The organism is Paenibacillus sp. JJ1722 (genome assembly GCF_048282685.1).
Taxonomy (GTDB): domain Bacteria; phylum Bacillota; class Bacilli; order Paenibacillales; family Paenibacillaceae; genus Paenibacillus; species Paenibacillus polymyxa_B.
This window is the reverse complement of record NZ_CP182500.1, coordinates 1104922-1127133: the sequence shown is the minus strand read 5'-3', so window position 1 is coordinate 1127133 and position 22212 is coordinate 1104922. Positions and strand designations below refer to the sequence as shown.

Annotated in this window: 23 protein-coding genes and 1 pseudogene; 7 read left to right on the top strand and 17 right to left on the bottom strand. The window is 45.3% G+C overall.

Annotated elements, in window-relative coordinates:
- Nucleotide 1: 1 nt before the first annotated feature.
- Complete coding sequence (locus tag ACM1ND_RS05165; RefSeq protein WP_034095150.1) at nucleotides 2–1228, bottom strand: M20 metallopeptidase family protein; 1227 nt, start codon at nucleotides 1226–1228, stop codon at nucleotides 2–4.
- Between the two features lie 226 nt (nucleotides 1229–1454).
- Between ACM1ND_RS05165 and ACM1ND_RS05160 the strand changes: the two genes are divergently transcribed.
- Nucleotides 1455–2768 (top strand): transcriptional regulator, encoded by a 1314-nt coding sequence (locus ACM1ND_RS05160; RefSeq protein ID WP_338533287.1) that lies wholly within the window; start codon nucleotides 1455–1457, stop codon nucleotides 2766–2768.
- 217 nt (nucleotides 2769–2985) lie between these two features.
- On the opposite strand, the gene ACM1ND_RS05155 is transcribed toward ACM1ND_RS05160, so the two are convergent.
- Nucleotides 2986–3624 carry a glycoside hydrolase family 11 protein gene (locus tag ACM1ND_RS05155; RefSeq protein ID WP_023987219.1) on the bottom strand — a complete coding sequence of 213 codons (639 nt, stop codon included), beginning with the start codon at nucleotides 3622–3624 and terminating at the stop codon, nucleotides 2986–2988.
- Nucleotides 3625–4095: 471 nt separating this feature from the next.
- Here ACM1ND_RS05155 and ACM1ND_RS05150 point away from each other — a divergent pair.
- A pseudogene (locus ACM1ND_RS05150) lies at nucleotides 4096–4197 on the top strand (GNAT family N-acetyltransferase); the annotation flags it as partial.
- A gap of 64 nt (nucleotides 4198–4261) precedes the next feature.
- Here the strand turns inward: ACM1ND_RS05150 and ACM1ND_RS05145 are convergent.
- Both ACM1ND_RS05145 and ACM1ND_RS05140 read right to left on the bottom strand, forming a co-directional pair.
- On the bottom strand, nucleotides 4262–4474 hold the full coding sequence (locus ACM1ND_RS05145) for a helix-turn-helix domain-containing protein (RefSeq protein WP_023987218.1): 213 nt from the start codon (nucleotides 4472–4474) through the stop codon (nucleotides 4262–4264).
- A 230-nt stretch (nucleotides 4475–4704) separates the two neighbouring features.
- Entirely contained in the window at nucleotides 4705–4950 is a 246-nt protein-coding gene (locus ACM1ND_RS05140) for a helix-turn-helix domain-containing protein (protein ID WP_023987217.1), read from the bottom strand.
- A 297-nt stretch (nucleotides 4951–5247) separates the two neighbouring features.
- On the opposite strand from ACM1ND_RS05140, the gene ACM1ND_RS05135 reads away from it, so the two are divergent.
- Entirely contained in the window at nucleotides 5248–5535 is a 288-nt protein-coding gene (locus ACM1ND_RS05135; protein ID WP_023987216.1) for a DUF6809 family protein, read from the top strand.
- Nucleotides 5536–5673: 138 nt separating this feature from the next.
- Here the strand turns inward: ACM1ND_RS05135 and ACM1ND_RS05130 are convergent, their stop codons facing one another.
- From ACM1ND_RS05130 to ACM1ND_RS05110, 5 genes are all read right to left on the bottom strand, one after another.
- Nucleotides 5674–6282, bottom strand: coding sequence for a TetR/AcrR family transcriptional regulator (locus ACM1ND_RS05130; protein WP_023987215.1), 609 nt, complete (start codon nucleotides 6280–6282; stop codon nucleotides 5674–5676).
- A 6-nt stretch (nucleotides 6283–6288) separates the two neighbouring features.
- Nucleotides 6289–6894, bottom strand: a complete 606-nt coding sequence (locus tag ACM1ND_RS05125; protein ID WP_053324732.1) for a VC0807 family protein — start codon at nucleotides 6892–6894, stop codon at nucleotides 6289–6291.
- 418 nt (nucleotides 6895–7312) lie between these two features.
- Entirely contained in the window at nucleotides 7313–8065 is a 753-nt protein-coding gene (locus ACM1ND_RS05120; protein ID WP_076161254.1) for an amino acid ABC transporter ATP-binding protein, read from the bottom strand.
- Between the two features lie 15 nt (nucleotides 8066–8080).
- Nucleotides 8081–8740, bottom strand: coding sequence for an amino acid ABC transporter permease (locus tag ACM1ND_RS05115; RefSeq protein ID WP_013308988.1), 660 nt, complete (start codon nucleotides 8738–8740; stop codon nucleotides 8081–8083).
- 40 nt (nucleotides 8741–8780) lie between these two features.
- Nucleotides 8781–9548: an amino acid ABC transporter substrate-binding protein gene (locus ACM1ND_RS05110; RefSeq protein WP_068938752.1), complete on the bottom strand. Its 768-nt coding sequence runs from the start codon at nucleotides 9546–9548 to the stop codon at nucleotides 8781–8783.
- Between the two features lie 318 nt (nucleotides 9549–9866).
- Between ACM1ND_RS05110 and ACM1ND_RS05105 the strand changes: the two genes are divergently transcribed.
- From ACM1ND_RS05105 to ACM1ND_RS05090, 4 genes are all read left to right on the top strand, one after another.
- Nucleotides 9867–10793, top strand: coding sequence for an ABC transporter permease (locus ACM1ND_RS05105; protein ID WP_068938753.1), 927 nt, complete (start codon nucleotides 9867–9869; stop codon nucleotides 10791–10793).
- Between the two features lies 1 nt (nucleotide 10794).
- Nucleotides 10795–11745, top strand: coding sequence for an ABC transporter permease (locus tag ACM1ND_RS05100; RefSeq protein ID WP_053324730.1), 951 nt, complete (start codon nucleotides 10795–10797; stop codon nucleotides 11743–11745).
- A gap of 196 nt (nucleotides 11746–11941) precedes the next feature.
- Nucleotides 11942–13585, top strand: coding sequence for a peptide ABC transporter substrate-binding protein (locus tag ACM1ND_RS05095; RefSeq protein ID WP_418027159.1), 1644 nt, complete (start codon nucleotides 11942–11944; stop codon nucleotides 13583–13585).
- Nucleotides 13585–13965, top strand: coding sequence for a DUF3899 domain-containing protein (locus ACM1ND_RS05090; RefSeq protein ID WP_071559137.1), 381 nt, complete (start codon nucleotides 13585–13587; stop codon nucleotides 13963–13965). The genes ACM1ND_RS05095 and ACM1ND_RS05090 overlap by 1 nt, the downstream gene beginning before the upstream one ends.
- 311 nt (nucleotides 13966–14276) lie before the next feature.
- Here the strand turns inward: ACM1ND_RS05090 and ACM1ND_RS05085 are convergent, their stop codons facing one another.
- The 8 genes from ACM1ND_RS05085 to ACM1ND_RS05050 form a co-directional block, all read right to left on the bottom strand.
- Nucleotides 14277–14954, bottom strand: coding sequence for a vWA domain-containing protein (locus tag ACM1ND_RS05085; RefSeq protein WP_071559138.1), 678 nt, complete (start codon nucleotides 14952–14954; stop codon nucleotides 14277–14279).
- A gap of 43 nt (nucleotides 14955–14997) precedes the next feature.
- Nucleotides 14998–15543, bottom strand: a complete 546-nt coding sequence (locus tag ACM1ND_RS05080; protein ID WP_023987205.1) for a hypothetical protein — start codon at nucleotides 15541–15543, stop codon at nucleotides 14998–15000.
- A 335-nt stretch (nucleotides 15544–15878) separates the two neighbouring features.
- Nucleotides 15879–16979 (bottom strand): toxic anion resistance protein, encoded by a 1101-nt coding sequence (locus ACM1ND_RS05075; RefSeq protein WP_023987203.1) that lies wholly within the window; start codon nucleotides 16977–16979, stop codon nucleotides 15879–15881.
- Nucleotides 16980–17077: 98 nt separating this feature from the next.
- A complete protein-coding gene (locus ACM1ND_RS05070; protein ID WP_028542074.1) occupies nucleotides 17078–17758 on the bottom strand; it encodes a hypothetical protein in 681 nt (226 codons plus the stop codon).
- Nucleotides 17759–17816: 58 nt separating this feature from the next.
- Nucleotides 17817–18848, bottom strand: coding sequence for an ATP-grasp domain-containing protein (locus tag ACM1ND_RS05065; RefSeq protein WP_023987201.1), 1032 nt, complete (start codon nucleotides 18846–18848; stop codon nucleotides 17817–17819).
- A gap of 17 nt (nucleotides 18849–18865) precedes the next feature.
- Nucleotides 18866–19702, bottom strand: a complete 837-nt coding sequence (locus ACM1ND_RS05060) for an HAD family hydrolase (protein WP_053324725.1) — start codon at nucleotides 19700–19702, stop codon at nucleotides 18866–18868.
- Entirely contained in the window at nucleotides 19699–20850 is a 1152-nt protein-coding gene (locus ACM1ND_RS05055) for a cysteine protease StiP family protein (RefSeq protein ID WP_023987199.1), read from the bottom strand. Before ACM1ND_RS05055 ends, ACM1ND_RS05060 begins: the two co-directional genes overlap by 4 nt.
- Nucleotides 20847–22193 (bottom strand): phosphoribosyltransferase family protein, encoded by a 1347-nt coding sequence (locus ACM1ND_RS05050; RefSeq protein WP_418028000.1) that lies wholly within the window; start codon nucleotides 22191–22193, stop codon nucleotides 20847–20849. The genes ACM1ND_RS05055 and ACM1ND_RS05050 overlap by 4 nt, the downstream gene beginning before the upstream one ends.
- Nucleotides 22194–22212 lie beyond the last annotated feature (19 nt).

Here is a 22212-nt window from a genome sequence, read left to right as displayed (position 1 = left end):
ATTATCTATTACTTTCAAGCCAATCTCTGGCGAAAGCAGCGTATGCCGCAGCCCCTTTATAAAGTACCTCATCCGAGAACATCGTCTTTGGATGGTGCATAGGGTAACCATAACCTTCTTCGGTATTGCCTGCGTTAATAAACACTGAGGTACTTGGCACCGCTTGTGATACAAATGCGAAGTCTTCTGATCCCATTAATTTACCACCGGGTATCAATTGTGTTATACCGATAAAGGAACTGGCGCCAAAAGTGTTGGCAATAGTAGTTCTCATTTGATGGTTCAGCCCGCTTTCCGTTTTCACCTCAGGACAGCCCCTGGTATAAATCACATCCACCTTTGCATGAAAAGTTACTCCAATACCTGCAGAAATTTCGTGGATACGGGTTTCCATTTCATCCCGCAATGCGGCGTTAAATGTGCGTACGCTGCCTTTCATTCTGGCAGTATCGGGAATCACGTTGTTTGTACTTCCACCTTCCATCACTCCAATTGTAAGAACTGCACTCTCCATTGGCGAAATTTCACGGCTTACGATCCCCTGCAGCGCCAGATGAAGATGAGCAGCTACATTTAATGGGTCTACTGCGGCACTAGGCATCGCTCCATGTGCGCCCCTTCCGCGGATGATTACTTCGAACCAATCAGAAGAAGCTGAAATCGCTTCTCCGGCCTCAGGCACTACAAATTGCCCGGCAGGAATTGGCATTCCAGTCAACACGTGAAGCATCATGGCTGCATCCACTTTAGGATTTTCGAGAATCCCATTCTCAAGCATCATCTTTGCCCCGTGCAGAGTCTCTTCACCCGGCTGAAACATAAGCTTAACCGTCCCGCGAAGCTGCTCTTCGTTTGCCTTCAGGATCTCCGCAGCTCCCAACAGCATGGAAGTATGCAAGTCATGACCGCATGCATGCATGTTTCCATTCAACGACGCAAAAGAAATATCCGTTTCTTCTTGAATGGGCAGCCCATCCATATCCGCACGAATAAGAATCACCTTCCCGGCATGTTGTCCGCCGATCGTAACCGTTAGACCTGATTCTCCTACGGGAGTGGGCTTAAGACTCATCGACTCCAACACCTCTTTTACGTAGGCAGTTGTCCTGGGCAAACTTAAATCAAGTTCCGGAATCGCATGCAGATGATGCCTGTACATGACCAATTTTTCCTGCAGCTGATGGGCCATACTCAAAAAGTCTCCAGCTTCTTCAATCACAATGAACATCTCCCAAAACACAAATTGAATGAACGTAAGAACAGAGTAAACATCCCCCCCTTCTTATTTTAAGACTTTTTAAGAACAATTTTATCGTACTTTTAAATTTATTAAATGTAAAGAGAAAATAAGACATTTTAAGAACGCTTTTTTTTGGAGGCTACCGGAACATTGAAATATCACATTTATTGTGATATAACTCTTTTGATTGAACTGTTTATGAAAGGAATCTACCATGAAAATCAAGCTGGGTATTATCACGCCTGAGACCCATATGGACTATTTCCGCGCCATTGAAGAAGAAATGCGGTCGGTATGTCAGTTCCGTTTTCTTACGATCAACAACTTCCGGGAAACAAAAGACATATATCTTAAAAACTTAGGTTCGGTAGATGGATTTGTTATCAGTGGCAGGATGCTTTACGAGTCAATTGATAAGGAATGCTTGGATGAAAAAGTACCTATTCACATTTTGCAGGATAATGAAAACCTTCTATATAGGGAACTTTTCCGGCTACTGGTTACATATCCTGAGCTTGATATATCTAGGATCTATGTGGATTATGCGTATATTATCGATTCTTTCAGTGAATTCCAACAATACCTGACTCATGAGGGAAAGCCCATTAACAACGACGATCTGCTCGAACGGGTGGAAACAATGCTCGAAAACCATATCACTCTGTGGGAAGATAAGAAAATAGACCTGTCCATCACGGCGTTCGGCCACTTTGTTCCAGAACTCAAAAAGCACGGAGTCAGATATATCTTAATCCGGCCCACTTTGGAAAACGTTAAAGAGACCATAAGAGAGATCATCAACGAGATTACCATCCTCAAGCTTAAGAGTCAGAGGGCAGTTGTCGCATGCTTATCGACCAAAACGGCGGAACCGCCATCTGAAGAGCAGCTTCATGAGCTAAAGGTCCTTGTCGGCAGATTTCTGCGCAGCGTGAATCTGGCAGACACGGCCCAAATTTCGGAAGGCTTTGTCAGACTATACACCACCTATGGAAATTTCATAAAAATCACCTCTAACGCGCATAACTGCACCCTGCTGGAGTATCTGGAAGAGCGCATAAGCGACAAGGTGAAGATCGGGTGGGGCTCAGGGCATGAATATTTTCAAGCTAACATTAACGCCACCAAAGCTCACAGACAGGCGGAAGCCTTTACGGGCAGCTGCAGCTTTTTTATAAACGAGGATCAGAAGGTTATCGGCCCAATGCGGAGCATGAATGTCATACAGTTCTCTGAACAGGGGGACCCGGAAATCATCGCGTTAGCCAAAACTATCGGAATAAACAACATTAACTTGCAAAAAATCATGTCCTACGCAGAAATCATGAGAACAAATAAATTATCCTCTGAGGATGTTGCTCAATGCCTGTCCATGACCGTCAGAGGTGCAAACCGTATCCTTAACAAAATTGAAGAAAGTAAATACGTACAAACGGTATTTGAAAAACGAGACAACAGTAAAGGGCGACCAAAAAAATACTACGAACTGTTGTTTCTCGACAAAGAAGGGCGCAAATTAAGCAGATGACACGCATTGTTACGTTTGCCATTTCGACTTTAAATTAATGGCAAAAAAGGCACATTTTCAAAACTGAAAACGTGCCTTTTTTGCGCTTAATTTACCAAGTCAAATCACTTATGATCGATTCATTTAAACCCTATCTATCAGACAGCTCTCAAAACCCGCTTATCCCGTGAGACAGTCCCAACCGCGCCTGTTCGTTGAACAGCTTGTGGTTGAGTGATTACCACACCGTTACGTCAGAACTCCCACTACTTTGATACCCCTCTGTTGCTAACACCTGGTAAGACCAGCTATTCCCCAGATTCATTCCTTTGCTCGCCCATGCTTTCACGTGGTTGCTGAAAGTGATCGTGGAGTTACCCCCGGTCGGTCTCTTCGACTGTCGAACACTCCAGTACTGAATAAACGTCGTTTTTTCGCCTTCAATGGAAGGGGCGTCGTATCGCATTGTTGTGTAGATGTCATATGTGCCCCCATCACTGGTCACCGTACCTTTATACGTTCCGGTAGGTCGATAAGTCCCCCAGCTATCAACGACATAATATTCGATGAGTGAGTTTTTCGTCCACCCGTAGAGAGCCAAGTATCCATTACCGGACGGCGCCCAGACACCGGCATTGTAGTTAATCGTTCTGTTTGGTGATCCAGTAGTCCAGCCTTTCCCGACAACAAAATTCCCGGTATCCTTCCATGTTACGCTGTAATTACCGCCTGATCCATTAACAGCATTGACCGTCCCACCGCCATCGGTCCAATTTTGCCAATAGTCTGTCGCTGCACTTGAGGTTGTTGCAAACAACCCAAAACTCATGGAAGCTGCAAGAACTACCGTCATCATTTTCTTACTAAAATTAAACATAATCTACCTCCTAAAATTTTTGTGTTTGTCCCATACACCTGCTTGTTAGTTGATTCTGTTTGTAACACATCTCTTATCTGTGCATATCCCGTTTTTTTACTTTTACCTCCCTTATGTGTAAATTATAGAATGATAGCGTTTGCATATAAACCTAGCAAATTAAAGCTTTAACTCTATTATGTTTAGCTCTCTTTGAATTTTATAGAAGCCGTTGAAGGGTAATCGAGTTTCGTAACGTTGGAAGAAGGTCTTCGCTGCTTTTAATTATTCGAGCAATATGCGAATCTATTTTTATGTCGGATTTTTTAGATATTCATCTAATCGGAAACAATATAAGTTCTTGTCCCAAGCTGAAGACAAGAACTTATATCGTTAAAACCAAAAAGCTGCCAATGGCAACTGGGGTCAGTCCCGTCGGTTTCCCATATGGAGTTTTTCCAATGTCAATTTTAAGGAGTGCAATTCAGTATAAAAAAACTGGGGTTTGAGAGCGAAGGCATATTAAAAAAGGACAAAATTCTGTCCGATGGTAATTACCTCAACACAGTTATGATGGGACGACTTAATGAATAATTCCAGCAAAAAACCTCCTGTGAATCATCACGGGAGCTTTTTTTGCTGTGCATGTTATGCCTTTTTACCTGTAACGTTTAGGATTATCTGTCTGATCAAGAATAAAGTCGATACTCACCTTGTGGAAATCTGCCAATTTGATTAAGACCACACTTGGGACGTCCAGATTCCCATTTTCATATCGGGAATAGGTTGTTTGTGAGATACCTAAAAAGTCGGCCATGCTCTGTTGTGTTAAGTCTTTGTCCTCACGTAAATTGCGAATTCTCTTATACACTGCTCATCACCCAAGCAAAGTTTACTCCATGCGAAAACTGCATATTGATTTTTATGCGTTTTTCGCATAAAATTTATTTATCTTCAACTTTACCTTGAAATCTTGAGTTGTCCCTTCATATGCAAAAGCTCTTAATGGGGACAGACGGATTCTCCTAAATTCGTTTTATTAAAGTGTATATTTCCCAACGAAGCATATAACAGAATATTGAAATATAGCTCCTGCGGTCATCATAGAGCTTTATTTTGCATGCTATTCTTTTTACCGGTACAACGTTCAGGATCATCTGTCTGACCAAGAATAAAGTCGATACTTACCTTGTGGAAATCTGCCAATTTGATTAAGACGACACTGGGAACGTCCAAGGTCCCATTTTCATATCGAGAGTAGGTCGTTTGTGAGATATGTAATAATTCAGCCATGGTCTGTTGTGTTAAGTCTTTGTCCTCACGTAAATCGCGAATTCTCTTATACATTGCTCATCACCCAAGCAAAGTTTACTCCATGCGAAAACTGCATATTGATTTTTATGCGTTTTTCGCATAAATTTATTTAAAGAGTATAACAAGTGGAATAAGAACGGAGTGGGCGGAATGGTGCTGTACAAGCGATAGCGTTCGCCTTTGTGGCCGGATTTCAACCTTCTTAGCTTGATTAAGAAATCCGGGCACAACAGCGATGGGAAGCACCATCCGACCGCGTAGTGGCGCCGTATGTACATCTTTAGCTCAACTTATATAAATAATCAGTATTCATAAGGAGGCATGATGAAAATGATTTTGGAGGATATGTATTATGGGAATTGGCGTCCCAGTGAACAGATAAATTCAACCGACCCTGAATCTCAAAAAGTGAATCAAAAAATTAGTGATCTCATGGAGATGTTGAAAAGCAAATTACCAGCAGTCGAGTTTGAGTCAATTGAAGTCATGTTTGATTTATTAAGCGAGTCAACTTCCCTGCACTCCGCAGCAGCATTCATTCACGGGTACCGGGCGGGGGCATTAACGATGATTGAAGTATTTAGCGAGGACAAAGAAATTGTTGATCGTAATAGATAGATGATGGAGGAGTTATGGTGGTGAACCCGCTACGCATGCAAATTACCCGTTCCGATCGCTGTTATCCCTAGATTTTTCCTCAATAAATATAAATTTAAAGGTAATATCCGGGGATAACAAAACGAATGGAGGGGCTCACTAGCCTCTGCCTGCGCCCCCCAGCGCATTCATCAAGAACTCGTAAATTTCCAGTTCGTTGATTTTATCGCCATCGGTCACTATGTTATGCTGAACTTGCAGTCCGTTCTTGAACACGGTGAACATCCGAGCTGTCCTGTCCGCATCGATTGAAATAGGGATAGCTCCATTCTGCTGTCCGACTTCGATCCACGTTTTGGCAGTGAGGATAGATGCTTCATGATAACGTTTCAGAATTCCTGCCACGGCGGGCTTATCCTGTTGGCTGAGTAGATAGATAAAAATCAGGCTGGTAGCGCTGTCCCCACTGCCGATGTTACGAAGCCGTTCAGTTAAGGTGTTAAGCGGGGACTTGATTCCTTCTGGTCCTGCGGGAGTCCGGGCGACAGATTCAAAAAAACGCTGATTGGTTTTCTCCATTCCCGCCTCCAGAATCATACCGAACAATTCATCTTTGCTTTTGACATAATGGTAAATGGCTCCTTTAGTCAGTCCGCTGCGATCCGCAATATCCTGTAGTGTCGTCGCCCGACAGCCTTTCTCCATAATCATCTCTTCGGCAATCTCAAGCAGCTTTTTTAGACTGTCGTTCATCGCTTTGTCTTGCATAATCTTTTACCTCCCGGTTGTCTGTCTTTTTATTCGTTTAATGAAACCAATATTCCACCAGATCGTCAAACCAATAATCACGTAAGTGAAGAACGAGGATACGGCCAGAAAGGTCGGTATGGACAACGAGTATACCAGCACTACTTTGATGAAGGCTTCCAGCAGCAGGCTGAGTCCCCACACCGCCGTTATCAGGCGGAAATTAAAGCGATAGCGGGGAAGTTTCTCCCATTTATCGTTCATCTGAGGATTATGGCCTGTGAATCTTTCCGCAAAATAATAAATTAATGGTCGACCAAAGAGCAGCGAACCTAGAAACACCACCCCCATAATACCGGTCACATAAGACTCCCGTAGCAAAATAAAGCGTTCATCACCGCCCAAGAGAACGGCCACGACGCCAAGAATCAGACCAAGAAAAATAAAGCCAGAGAACACATCTGCTTTACGGGTCCGTATAAGGCTGTAGATCGAGTCGCATAGTGGTACAAGAGCAGCGATAGACAGAGCCACCACACTGCTCGTATACGGAATTAGCAGGCGATAAGTCAAATAAGGCAATACAAGATTGATGATTAACGTAAAGATGATTTCGTTGCGAGATTTATTCATGATCGACTCATCCTCTCATCATTTAAAACCTACCTTCGGTAGGTATCTTTTATTTTACATACCTTCGGTAGGTATGTAAAGATTAAAAAATAATAATACCTAACGTCATGACTTTTTACATAAGAATCATTAAGGTTTTTTACTCCTTGTTAAACCAGCTTTTTGAGAGCTTACATTCTATATTTCCTCATGTTGCTACACGTTTCGCATACCCTACAACTACAAAAAAAAGGAGATGGCGCTTGCCATCTCCCTTGCTTTTATTCTTCTCCCACACTTCCTGCTTAAAAACTTGTTGCGGCAAAGGTGGTCGGTGAGCGGAGCGGGCAGAATTGTTCTGAAGAAGCATGTGCGTTCGAAAGAACAATCTGCACGCGCAGCGCCTCCCCGACACACACTCTAACAAGCAACTATTTTTTTAAGCCTCCACCCGATTCAAAAATACCTTCGTCCGCTCCAGCTGCGGATTTCCAAAAATCTGCTCTGGTGTACCGGATTCCGCGATTTCTCCATTATCCATAAAAATGACACGATCCGCCACATCTCTCGCAAAATTCATCTCGTGGGTCACGATGACCATCGTCATATGTTCCTCAGCCAGCTTTTTGATAACTCGCAGCACCTCACCCGTCAGCTCGGGATCAAGGGCCGAGGTCGGCTCGTCGAACAGTAAAATATCAGGGTTCATCATCATTGCCCGGGCAATCGCCACACGCTGCTTCTGTCCCCCCGACAGTCGGGATGGATACGCATCTGCTTTATCTGCCAATCCGACTTTAGCCAGCAACTCAGCGCTTTGGCGACGCAGTTCAGCCTTGCTCACCTTTTTCACCAGCTTCGGAGCCAGCTCCAGATTATCCTGCACCGTCAAGTGAGGGAACAAATTAAAATGCTGGAACACCATGCCCATACCGGTGGTAATGCCCTTAATATCACCTGCCGGAGCGTACTGACCGTTTTCCACCAGTGCTTTATCATGAATGCGGATCGTTCCGCCCGTCACATCTTCCAGGTGTACCAAACTACGGAGCATGGTACTTTTTCCTGAACCTGAAGGACCGATGACGGCTACAACCTCGCCCGCTCTAACGTTAAAGCTCACTCTTTTCAGAACGTCGAGCTTGCCGAACGATTTTTTCAAATCGGTAACTTCTATTGCATTAGTATTCATATCCCGACATTCCTTTTACTCGAATTTAAAACGTTTTTCCAGCGCCCTGAAGAATAGCGTCAGCACCAAAGCTAACAACAAATAAATAACCGCCGCTACAACATAAGGTACAATCGAGAAATCACGGTTTACAGCCGTATTGGCAAAATGCAGTAGTTCCGGTACCGCTACTGCATACAGTAGTGCCGTATCTTTTACCAGTGTTGTCGCCTCATTGGTTACCGCAGGCAAAGCAATCCGTACCATTTGCGGCACAATGACTCTAATCAGCGTCTGCGACTTGCTCAAGCCCAGCACTTGCGAAGCCTCGTATTGCCCTTTATCAATCGACAACATCCCACCTCTAAAAATTTCTGCAAAATAAGCCGCATAATTCAGTACAAATGCCAGTACCGCAGCCGTTGTCCGGTCCATTACCAGATACTCCCCAATGACAGGCAGCATCGGCAGACCAAAACAAAAGAACAATAATTGCAGCAATAGCGGCGTGCCGCGTATAACATAAATGTACGTATGCATCAGCCAGGCGATTGGCTTAATCCGGCTTTTGGCCAGTAACGTAACGATAAAACCCAATGGAATAGACAAGATGAGCGTGATGAAAAATAAAATAACCGTCATCTGTGCCCCTTCAAGCATAGGCTTCATAATTCGTAAAATATATTCCATACTCATAACCTTCGACTCCTAAACCCTTAGTTCAATACACTACGTATTAATTTAATACTTTATCTTCACCAAACCACTTTTTCGAAATTTCAGCAGCTTTTCCGTTCTTGTGCAACTCATCCAATGCGGATTGCAGCTGCGTCAACAGCTCTTCATTCCCTTTTTTCACACCGATGCCGTATTCCTCAGGGGCCAATGATTCATCAAGCAGCTTATATGTCCCTTGTTCCTTCGACATATAGTATTTGGCGACGACCTCATCAATGACAACCGCATCCAGACGTCCGGTTTTCAAGTCCGTTAAAGCGAGAACATTATCCGGGTACTCGGACACAGGCTTCAACTTGCTTTTGATCGGATTCGCATCCAATGCATCGGCTGCTGAAGACAGCGTCTGGAGTCCGACCGTTTTGCCCGCCAGATCAGCCAGCTTGGAAAGACTGGAAGTAGCCGGAATGACAATCACCTGACTGTTTTTCAGATATGGCTTCGTAAACAGCACTTTTTCCTTACGCTCATCCGTAATGGTGTATCCATTCCAAATGAGATCAATACGTCCGCTGTTCAGCTCGGATTCTTTGGCAGACCAGTCAATCGGCTGAAATTCCACCTGTTTACCCATTTGTTCCCCGGCCGCTTTCGCATAATCAATATCAAAGCCGGTCAGCTTGTTATTTTCATCTCTAAAGCCCATCGGGGCGAATTTATCATCAATTCCAATAATCAATTTACTGTCATCCTTACCGCCGGAACATCCGGCCAACACGATCATCATCAATCCAATTAACATCGTAAACATGGCTGCTTTTCTCATCTTATTCCCCTCCAACAATGATGACCCCCGTATCCAAGAACAGGCGGCAAACGCTTTAGTTCGTTAACACGTTATCAGAGTATCATCATAACACACCGCAGGATACTCGTCGAGAGGAATAAGCGGAATCTTAGCTTTATATAAATGGAAAACCTGTGACGAAAATTTGACCGATGTTCTATAATGTAAAACCTTACCTTGACATGTCACCTAAACCGTCTTATTATTTCCTAGTATTCTTATATACTTTTATTTATTTTAAAATTCCAGCAGCAATAGTATGTAAATCAGCTTGATAGACAGGAGAAATAAAGCCCCATGTACATTTTAAAGCGTCTTTTTACGATGTTCATAACGTTGTGGATTATCGTCACTTTAACGTTTATCATCATGCACATCATTCCGGGTGATCCATTCTCGAACGATTCCAAAACCATCCCGGAAGCGGTATTGCAAAACATGCGTGCCAGGTACAATCTGGACAAGCCGCTCGCTGTGCAGTATGTGCTGTATCTAAAAAATCTGCTAGTGCTGGATATGGGCCCGTCTATTCAATCGAAAACGACGGACGTCAATATTCTTATCGCCCGAGGTTTTCCACCTTCTGCATTGCTGGGTATTCAATCCATCGTGGTCGCGATTATTGCCGGTATTTCGCTCGGAACGCTGGCTGCTCTACACCATAATCGACCACTGGATTATATCTCGATGTTTATCGCCATTGTTGGTATTTCCGTACCCAGCTTCATATTGGCACCGCTGTTAATCAAGTATGTTGCCGTCCAATGGCACCTGCTTCCGGTCGCCTCATGGGGAACCTGGCAGCATACAGTGCTTCCTTCGCTGGCTCTCGCTGTTTCACCGCTTGCCGTTATCGCCCGCTTTATGCGGACGAGTATGCTGGAAGTTATGCATGAGGAGTACATACGCACTGCCAAAGCAAAAGGGTTGTCCTCTTGGGCAGTAGTCATTCGTCACGGATTACGCAACGCGTTGATTCCGGTGCTGTCCTTTATCGGACCGTTATTCGCTTCCGTTATTACAGGTACCTTTGTCGTTGAAAAAATATTCGCCATTCCCGGCATCGGTAAATACTTCGTAGACAGTATCTTTAACCGGGATTATCCAGTGATTATGGGGACGACCATTTTCTACAGTGCCATTCTGGTCGTTACTTTATTTTTAATTGATATATCCTATCGCCTTGTCGATCCGCGAATCAAATTAGACAGCAAAGGAGATTAACATGAAAGCAGCACCTACTGTCGAAAAGGACAGCCTGTTCAGTCTTGTAGACCGCAGCCAGATCCCCACCCCCACGTTGACCAGACCTAAAGAATCACCCTGGCGGGATCGGCTACGCAGACTTTTTAACAACAAGCTTGCTCTGTTGGGGCTTTCCCTACTTATCATTATTATTGTGCTGGCGATTGTTGGACCCTCCATGGTTCCTTATGCACCCAGTGATCAATCCCTTTTGAAGACGAATCTTTCTCCTTCGGGAGAGCACTGGTTTGGCACGGATGATCTGGGGAGGGACGTATGGGCACGGACATGGGCCGGAGCTAGAATTTCACTCATGATCGGCTTTGCCGCTGCTGCCATTGATTTGGTGCTTGGCATTCTCGTCGGCTGTGTTGCTGGCTATTGTGCTGGGCACGGTAAAACGGGCGACCGGATCGACAGCATTCTCATGCGTATTATTGAAATTTTGTATAGTATTCCTTATCTGCTGGTCATCATTCTGCTGCTCGTCATTATGAAGCCAGGCCTGCTCACGATGATTATTGCATTATCTATTACTGGCTGGGTCGGTATGGCCCGTGTAGTGCGTGGGCAAATCTTACAGCTGAAGCAGCAGGAATATGTGTTAGCAGCCCGTAGCTTGGGGACATCTCATTCGCGTATTATCTTCAGACATTTGCTACCGAACGCAGCGGCAATCATTATTGTAAATTTGACGTTCACTATTCCGTCGGCTATTTTTGCCGAATCGTTCCTGAGCTTTCTCGGTCTGGGGATTCAGTCTCCTTCGGCCAGCTGGGGGACGATGGCTAACGATTCACTTGGCGTTATTTTAAGCGGTCAATGGTGGCGCCTATTTTTCCCCGGACTGATGATATCGCTCACCATGCTGGCGTTCAATACACTTGGAGATGGACTTCAGGATGCACTTGACCCGCGCTCACAACATTAACAACAGAGAGATCCAAATTGGACAAGGAGGGGTGTCACCATGATCCGCAGCTTCTCGCCTAACCGCAGGAAAAACGGCAGTTCCTTTATCGAAGTGCGCACACGCGGCATACCTGCGGGAAAGGAGGATGAATAAATCCCGGTACGGTGTACCTTATTTTTGGCATAACTAATCACAGTAATGGAGGAAAACCACGATGAAAAAAATGCATTGGATGACGATCATCTTACTTTTGGCCGTAACGGCTTTGGCTGGATGCTCTGGTACTACGGACAAAACAGCAAGCAACGCCCCGTCCGCTGCGCCTCAAGCAGATATCCCGCAAGAAATTACTGCCAATCTGGCAGGTGGGGAGCCTTATACGCTAGACCCTGCTTTCGCATCAGATACAACGTCCTACTTTGTGATTGATAACTTGTATGAAGGGCTGTATACATACGATAAGGCCGGTAAAATCGTAGAAGGCGCTGCCAGCAAAGTAGATGTATCTCCTGACGGCAAAACCTACACCTTTACTATCCGTGATGGTGCAAAATGGTCGAATGGTGACCCACTGACAGCTAAGGATTTTGAATACTCTTGGAAACGGGTACTGAATCCGAAAACAGCTGCCTACGATCCTTCTGCCCTCTACTACATCAAAGGTGCCGAAGCGTACAACACAGGCAAAGGTAAAATTGAAGACGTGGGTGTTACAGCCAAAGATGATAAAACTCTTGTAGTTGAGCTGAAATCACCGCTGAGCTTCTTCCCAACGATCGCAGTGGGTCATGCCTATCTGCCAGTAAACCAATCGGTTGTTGAGAAAAATGACAAATGGGCAGCTGAAGCGGGCACAATTGTCGGCAACGGTGCGTATGTAGCCAAGGAATGGAAACATAACGAGCAAATTACGCTGGCTAAAAACGATCAATTCTGGAACAAAGATGCCATTACGATGGCAACGATTAATTTTAAAATGGTTCAAGACTCCACAACTTATTATCAAATGTATAAAACGGGCGATCTGGATCTGATTTTGAGCCTTCCCGTGGATACACTGGATCAGGAAAAGAGCAACAAGGAATTCCTGTCGCATCCATCTTTCAGTGTGTACACCTATTCTTTTAACGTAAAACAAAAGCCGTTTGACAATAAAAAAATCAGACAGGCCATCGCCTACGCGATTGACCGCGAAGCACTGGCTACCAGCGTAACCAAAGGTGGCGAAACTCCGGCTTACGGCTATGTTCCATACGGAACAACAACGCCATCCGGCAAAGACTTCCGTGATGAAGCACCGAAAAAATACTATGAGTTTGACGCTGCAAAAGCGAAACAATCGCTGGCCGAAGGTCTGAAAGAAGAAGGTTTGACCAAGCTGCCACCGATCACCTTCAAATACAACACTTCGGACAAGCATAAAAAAGTAGCTGAAGCGATTCAGGAAATGCTGAAAACAAACCTGGGTGTTGAAGTGACGCTGGAGAATCAGGAATGGAAAACGTACATTGATACCTTTAAACAGAAGAACTTCCAGATCGCCCGTATGGGCTGGGAAGGAAACTTCCTGGATCCACTCGGCGTATTGGGGCATTATACTTCCAAAAATTCGAACAACTTTACCAACTGGAGCAACCCGGAGTATGACAAACTGATCGAATCCTCAACCTTTGAGCTTGATCCGGCAAAACGCTTTGAACAGCTCCATCAGGCAGAAGACGTATTGATGGAAGATCTGCCGATTATTCCGATCCAGTTCTCTGCGGACACGGCATTAATCAGTCCTAAGATTCAAGGTATCGTATTCGATGCTCGTTCGAACCCAGACCTGCGCTTTGCGAAACGGGTCGAAAAATAATGATTTTACGTTTCGGGATCTCTGCCCTGATTGTCGGTACTTTAGGAATTCTGTACGCCACACCCCATCTCTTGTATGGTCGTGAAAACATGGCTACTGCAAATCTGCTATTCCTGTTGGGGTTGCTGGGCTTGGTGATCGGTGCAATCTTCCACGTTCTGCAAAGCGGTTTTCTAACCCTCTTCCTGCGGGGATTTGCCGACATCAGACAGTTGTTCATTCGTCAATCCAAGGCATTACGAGAGGAAAATGAGCGTTTGCGTTCCGATGAATCTCTGTCAGCCTGGAAAACATCCATGTTCCGCCATCTCAAGGTATACACTTCGGGGTGCGGGACAGGGCTTATACTTTGCTCGATGATATTAATGGGGATGAGTTAGGTTAAAACGATTAGAAGCCTTTGGTTGGTTGGTGGGCGCTGCGCGTGCAGATTGTTCTTCCGATCGCTGTTATCCCCGGATTTCTATTGAATAGAACCTGTAAGGGTAAAATCCGGGGATAAAGGCGAACGCTTCGCTTCTTCAGAACAATTCTGCCCGCTCCGCTGGCAAACCGCCGTAGAGCTTCTACACGTTTTAGAGGTGTGTAAAGAAAAAAGAGAGTTTCGCAAAGCTTTTGCTAGCGTAACTCTCTCTTTTTGTATTTTTTATATGAAGCTTTATAGGATCGCATATTACAATACTTAGTAGCCTTAATAAATATGCTTTTCCTTGGCTTCTTGCAGCCATAACGGGAACTCGTTAAGCAATAGTTCGTACAATTCATTGTCTTCCATAGATTCGATATCTTGAATTTGAAAGAAGTTAGCGTTATCTACCACACGGCCTTCTATGTTGTCCAGCTTCTTTAATACGCCAAAATCGGACTCACCCACACCGATAAATTGCCAGAAAATCGGCTCTCCTGACGAATCAATGACTGCGTTATCGATATTATCTCCTTTTCCACGCTTCACACCGCCATCATTAATAAAAATAACAAAGGCCGGATCAGAAGAGGGTTCTTCCTTGGTGTATTTGGCGATGACATCGCGCATCACAGGCGGCTCATCATTGCGACCGAACTTGGGCAAATAATCATTGGACAGAATATGTCTTTCAACATAGTTGTCAACGTCATTTTCGGTAACGGACGGCAAACGTGAAAAACGGTGATCATACACCCATACGTCCAGTACACCATCATCATCCAAAGAACTCGCTACTGCAACAATTCGTTCCAACACCTTTTGAACGGTACCATTTTTGTACAAACTTCTCATAGATCCTGAAATATCGAGCACCAATCCAACTCTCGCAGTCACATTTGTTAGATTCTTTTTAGTCAGTACCAGTTGCGCATTCTTTTTAAGTAAAGAAATACCGCTCATGTTCCCCACGCTCCTCTATGATGTTTGCGTTTGTACGCCTACTCTACCATCTGCGTCGTTCGTCGCCTCTCAGGGGAAAGTCGCTCAATTCTCCGAGTTGGTCATGTGCAGCCTTATAAATGCGAAGAATAGCTTGTACCTTGTTAAAATCATTGTCTTCCGGACCGAATCCTTCCATATACATTTTTTGAATGATGTTTTGGAAGAAATCCATACGCTCGCGGACAGAATCCTGCTCGATTTGCAGTACCTCTTCAAAGCTGTGTGTCTCAGCAAAATCAGACAGCTCATCAAACTCCTGTTCCTGATATCGCTCTCCCCGAGTTTCGGGATTGAGATCAATAGAGGTACGCAGGGTTGACAATAAAATATTTTCGCGCGCCAGCATGACATGAAAATCTTTGTTCTTAAACAGATCCGTAACGATCAGACGGCACATTTCCTTGTTCTGCAGCAGAATCCCGTCAAAAGGATGCAGCGTCCACACACCGTAGTTAAAAAATAAATTAAAATTGAAGTTGCTGCTTCCATACTGATATACAATGTTGATTTTCGATTCGTCGATGATTTCAAATGAAAATTCCAGCATGCATTCTCCTTTGGGATTCCAATATTTAACTCTATCCTATCAGAAAATGCATGATTTTCAATAAAAAATTTTATTTCACAGAATCATTTAACTCCACAATTGAATCTGCTTTTTCGCTGCTGACAGCCACGAGTAAATAGACAATCACACACCCTAAAATAAAGGACATCATACGCTCGCTCTCTCCTTTTGTCATTCGCTTTTTAAGAGTTTATGCACGAGAATGCTATGTATGTTCATCATGTCCTTTATTAGCTACTGCCAAACCAAAAAAGACGCCTTTCGGAGTCATCCGGCGTCTTTTAATAGATTGGGGCTATTATTCTACATTGTCATCAGTTCAAAAACGAGCTTAAACCCTCAGAAGAATTGCTATCCTTCAGTGTTTTGGATGGTTCTTTCCCTTCGATCCCCAAGCGTTGGCTAAGGTTGGCATTGATTGCTGTCATTTTACTTGTGTAATCATGGCAGCTTTCAATAATTTGGCGATTCGATTTTTCAGACAGATCCAAAGCAGATACCAAATCACCAATCGCCTGATTCACAGCCTCCAGTGACATAGAAGGCTTGCTAAGCAGATCTGTCGTTCTCTCGGTCGTCGTTTTGAGAAGCTTTGCATTTTCCTTGAATTGATCTTCAATCGTACGGTTGGTCGCATCGACGGCTGAAATGATTTTATCCTGATCCGCCAGCGCCATCGCGATCATAGCCGATACAGTGATCAGATTCGATGTTTTATCAATCGCATTATTTACAGAATCAATCAGTTTATCATTGTTATCATTAATAATATCTGTTGCTGCAATCGCCTGATTGTATAACAAAATCATTTCTGTCATCGACTGTGTACGAGTAACCACCTTGCGCAATCCCCGCTCCAGATGTGGCTTACGGTTTTCGTTTTCCGGCTTGGCAATCTCGGTCTCAAACAGTTCTTTCAAGCGATTACCAAAGGCAATCTTCGTCTGTAAATTGTAGATTTCTTCAATGGAAGCCTTCTTCAACTGTCTCATGCTGACGATGTTTTCTTCCAGATTATCCTTACCATCTCTCAAGGCAGTAATGATTTTCTCGATGTTCGTCTTCACCGACTGATACTTGTAAATGTAGTTCTTTAACGGGCTTTTACGCAGAAGCTTGCCAAAAAAGCTCACATTTTTGCTCTGCTGGAGCGTTTCGCATTCATCACGCAGCTTTAAGATCATATTGGATACCTCAGCCCGATCACCGGACATGAGGTCGTTTACCGGACGATCCAGCATTTTAAGGGTTTGCCCCGCACGTTCCTGCGTTTTAACCCCCAGCTTACCGATATCATCCATTAAGGTATCCAGGCTCATGACATCGCTTTGTGATACCTTCTGAATCAGCTGTGAAGCCTCCTCAGTCACCTTTTGTTCATCTTCTTTTTTCAATTCAGCCCATGGGGTCGCCATACGCTACCTCCTATTCTGAAAACAACTGTTACCCAAGTCTAATCGTTGTTATTCAGAGCAGCTATACTGCTACTTTTTTTATTTTCCCAAAAAATCGCCTACAATTCGGAACTGCTATATCGCTGGTGAATAAGCTCCGCTTTGCTCTGTAATTCCAACAGATCCTTATGCTCCACCGTAGATACAATTACCGATATTTTGCTGTCCACATCCCGTAATCCGTTTAATAACGTCCTCCGGTTAGTCCGCTTCGCATCGCCGCTGAGCCGAAGAAACGGATTAATCAGTCCGTTCAAATCCTTCAAAATCAATCTCCGAACCGTATGATTCACTTCGCTGTTGTTCAGTTCATGCAAAAGTGGAATGACCCGCTGCAAACGTGCAAATAGAGCCAGCGCCTTCTCGACAATCTCGTTATCAAGCGCATCCTTCTGTCCCTCGGAGATCACCATATCCTCCAGTACCTCCAAATACTCCATCACCTGAGCAAATTCACTGCTCACCTGAACTGATTGACGTACTTGTCCTGTCATAGACTCCGGTCGAACGGCAGCTTCCTTTTCATGCTGATGTGTCTCAGCGACCTGCTCCTGCACCACCGGAATCACGGAACCGGTCAGATTGGGGCGAGGATGGCGAATAGCCATGATGGCGCTGTATCCTCCCAAACCAATGATCGGAATCGCCAAACACACAAACAGTGGCAACCAAAAACTTAGTAAAAGCGCAATCAGGTAGCTAACCACAGCAATCGTGGCACCCCACATTTTTGACGTCATAGCTTGTACCTCCTGACGTAAACCCTTACCATATTGTAGAAAACAATATTTGTGTGTGTCAATGTACGGATTTACGTATGGTGATTGGCTGCTCGATATGACTGGCTAAAATGTCGTATTGCGGATGAAGTGAACCGATCTCATGACCCAAAGCCGATTTCACCGCTAGATAAGGAAAATTGATACCAGACAAACATGATACATGAAGTCCTCCGGACATCCGCGGATTGATCTCTAGCAGCTTGGCATGCTCGCCGTTATATTTTACCTGAATGTTATAATTGTACGGAATGTGATACGCCTCAGCGACCTTCTGTGCCACCTCCAACAGCTGGGGATGCTGCTCCAGCAGCCGTAATCGTCCTCCTGCCTTCCTACGCGGAACTGCCGCTAGCAGCTTTCCGTTCCGGTCAGCCAGGCAGTCAATACTGTATTCGTATCCCTCCAGCAGCTCCATCACCATCAGATTGGGAAATGATTCTGTGGATGACAATACGCGGTGTGCTTCCTCGAACGAAATATGATTCAGCGCATGGCCGAACAGTTCCTCCAGCGGATTACGTTCATTGTCGATGATACGAAAGCCCATTCCGCCTTCTGCATTACATGGCTTGAAGCATACCTTATGCCCACGTGCTATTAACGACTCATATGCCTGTTTAAACTGCTCGGCATTGCTGGCAATGGCATAATCGGGAATCGTGACAATTTCCTTTTGACGAATGGATTCATAAAACAAATCCTTTTCCATCAGTTGCTCCAGCAGTTCGGTATCTTGGCATACCATCACTTTTGTCCCAATATCATCGAACAAATAAAGATGCTTGCTAATATCGAGCATATTCCACCGTGGGATAAAGACATCAATTCCGTGCCGCTTGCAAAAATCAGCGCAAAATTGTGCGTACTCCACACCACTGGTGCGAGGCTCTACTTCAGCCACATCACTGGCCTGTAGCGCCATGTGCTGCGGATCTGAGTGCGTCGCATAGATCTCGAACGGAATACCGTCCTCATTGTTACGAATAGCATTCATATAATGATACGCCACTGAAAACCAGCGGTTAAAATACACCTTAACCTTCTTCACAGAGCCACGTCCCCTATCTATTCTGAAAATGAAGTTTGAGCTGCGAATACACTCCGGTGTATTGCATGAACATACGCCATGATTTCGTCCGCTGCATACACCCCCGACACTTCTGTAAAACGGTAATTGACCTCCAGCTTATCTCGCAGCTGTTCCCGATACAATTCACCATGACGGGGAGCAATCGCATAATCGGCATAGTCCAGCAGACAACGGTCCAGCAAAGAGTCACCGGACGCAACCACAGCCCCTCCATTCGTGAGATTACGGATATGCTCCACGGCTGCCTGTTTATTCACAGCCGCAGGCACCAGATATATCTTACGACCTTGAATGGATACCTCCCAGCCCATTTCACGCATGATTCGTGCCTTCTCCAGCACCTGTTCCAGCGGCATACGATCCCGTTCAATCATGAAAGCATAAAATAACTCGTCGCAAAAGCGTTCGTTTACGACCCAGTCTTCATGCAGCACCTGTCCGAACACCTGACGTGCTTCTTCCGCATGAGCACCATCACGGCGTACTTGTTCATGAATACGCCGATTCCACTCTCGATCCACCTCGCCTCCGACGATGATGTTTCCACCATTACTCGTCACGGCATATGCGGGAACCAACTCCGTCTGAAACACAGTGATTCGTCTATACTGTTCTATCGTCCGAGTCGTCACGGGCATAAACATCACATCTTCAGGCAGTGTCCTTAGCAATTGCAGGGCTTGTTCAGAAATAAAAGCCGACGTTGCCCCGTCTATCTGTTCCGCAGGCAACAGACCAGGGGACTCCAGCGGTACGCCAAGCGAACGTTTGGAGTAAATCAGTGTCTGATCTAAGTCACTTGCGTAGATCATTCTTGTCCCCCCTTGAGCGGCTTGATAATTCCGCAGCAGGAATAAGTCAATCCTTCAAATACCTCTACAGGCACTCCACGATCCTTTGCCAGCAGCATAATATGCTGAAGATTCGGATTATCTTCGCGGTCAATCAGAATTTTCCACGGCACTCTGCGCAGCAGTACACGAGTCGTCTCCCCCACTCCGGGCTTGACCAGATTGATATCCCGAATACCAAATGCCTGCTGAATCGCCTCAATATCCCGTAAGCCCTGCCATGTCACCGCAGGCGGATTCAATGTCATTTGTTCAGCATATGCAACGGCCGTTTCAGCCACGTCTTGAAAGTACCCGGATACCGTATCCACAAACGTATTGGACTGATCCACTGACCGCCAGGATTCATAAAATTTGGCCCCATGGAAATCGTCAGGGCCTATGAGATCGTCGCGTAATACCGTCCGACTCATCAAACCTGATACAGTCGAATTCAGACAAGCACTTGGAATCAAATAATCTTCTCGTGTACCAAAGGTTTCTGAACATCTGCCCGGATCGGCCAGCACCGCCAGATCATCATTTAGACGCAACCCGTAATCCGCGTTCATCTCACGACAGGCCTCAATCAATACCTGGCGAATCGCCCCTTTCCCCGTCCAGCCATCGACAAACTGAAGTTCAATCTCCAGTCCATGCTGTTGTAAAATGTATAAAATCGCATTCCGGTCAATGCCTTTGCCACGAATAATAGAAATGCTGTAATGCGGCAAGGATACGCCATACTTCCAGTCAATATAACGCTTGATCAGGATACCAATGGGCGTCCCTGCTCTGGCAAGAGAAACAATCGCCGTGTTCAGGCCTCTTTTTCTCACAATCATCTCAGCCACAGAAGCTGCCGCTAATGCAACCTTTTTGGCAGATTGGGCAAGCGTTTCGTGAAACAGTGCAATATACTCTGCTGTGGGCTCGTATTCCACTGGCAGCATTTCTGAATAATGGACTCCCGACTGAATCGCCTCTTCACGATCCTCCGTCCCTTTTTCCAACGTAACCCGGCTCAAATCCTTCAATAAAAAAGTGACATCCGAGGCAGGATAACTGCCCAGCGGTTCGGGCGGATGAATGTTCTTCTGCTGTATTTGCTCCATGAGTGCTTGCTTCATATCCGCGCTCCTTTACTCTCCTGACTAGTTAAACCGTTAAAATAAACGACATGCACTTTATCGCAGCCCAGACAGGTCAAAGCCTCCAGCATGGGGTTCATCCGCTCTGGGTCCGACTCCCTTTCCATCAAAATGAATATTTCGTCATACTGACCGGGGTCTACATTATAAATAAAATTGCGTATCGTACTGTCTTCAGGTGATGGATATGTCACACCACAGGCGACTCCATACCCTTCTTCGCGATGGGGATACACCGGGCTGCGTGTCGTCGATTGAAAATACACATTCAGACCTAACTCTGCTGCAATCCGCATTGGAATGTACATGAATTCGCCTGTGCCCATAACCAGCGTGCGTTGCCCAGAACGAAGTTGGTTCAGTCGTTCAGCTGTACGCGTGATTTCTGCATCCAACGCTGAATTGTCAGCGGATTGTAGACCAAAACGGCCTGTATATTTTAGATAAGGAGCTGTATTGGCGTACCCGTCCGTTGACATGGAGCTGTGTACTACCCGCTCAAAACCGGAAGTATCCTTTTCAAAACGGTGGTCAATTATTCCAGAAGCGTCTTTATTAACCTCTGCCATGCTAGTGGCTGCATGTTCTGGGTGCCCAACCTGTGCAGCATATTCTGCGTGATCCAGTATGGGTACTCCCTGTACCTCAATCTTTCCTTTGAGCAAGCTTAAAGGCGTAATCGTAATGCCTAGCTCTGCCTCCAGATCAGTGAAAGCCTGCTCATCGCTGTCTGTCCGCCAATCCAATAATGAAGCAATCACATACTGCTTACGCGGAAAATGCTCCTGAATATCCCGTATGATATTAAGCGTTGTTTTTCCCGTCGTAATTTCATCATCTACCAGCACAATCGGGCCATCTCCCGCAAAAGCATCTTCATCCAGTGCATAGCAACGATGGTCAACAGCGTGCGAATGCTCTTCTTCAAACCGAATAATAGGCCGAAGGCCCGGAATATCCTCGCGCGTCGTATGAATATACGAGGCTCCGTCGTCAAACAACCGATACATGCTGTGTCCCAGTGCTGTAGCCGTCTCGGCAAAACCAACAAACTTGATCGGCTCCGTAAAAGCAAAAGCTAAACGTTCATCCATCAGCTTTCGGTAGGCCTCTTTCGCATAGTCCGGGTCAAGAAGTCCTCTCACGGCCTCTCCAATCAGTTCATCCATTTGTTGTCCTGCCTGTGGGACAAGCTCCTTATATAGTAGAATCGCCAGCGCCGCACCACTGAGCAGAGAAGTGTATGGGTTTACCGGAATATGCTTACCCAGCACCTTGCTGACAAACAAAAACGAACGCTTTTTATTGACCCGTGCCGCCATCGCAAACAGCTTGTCCACA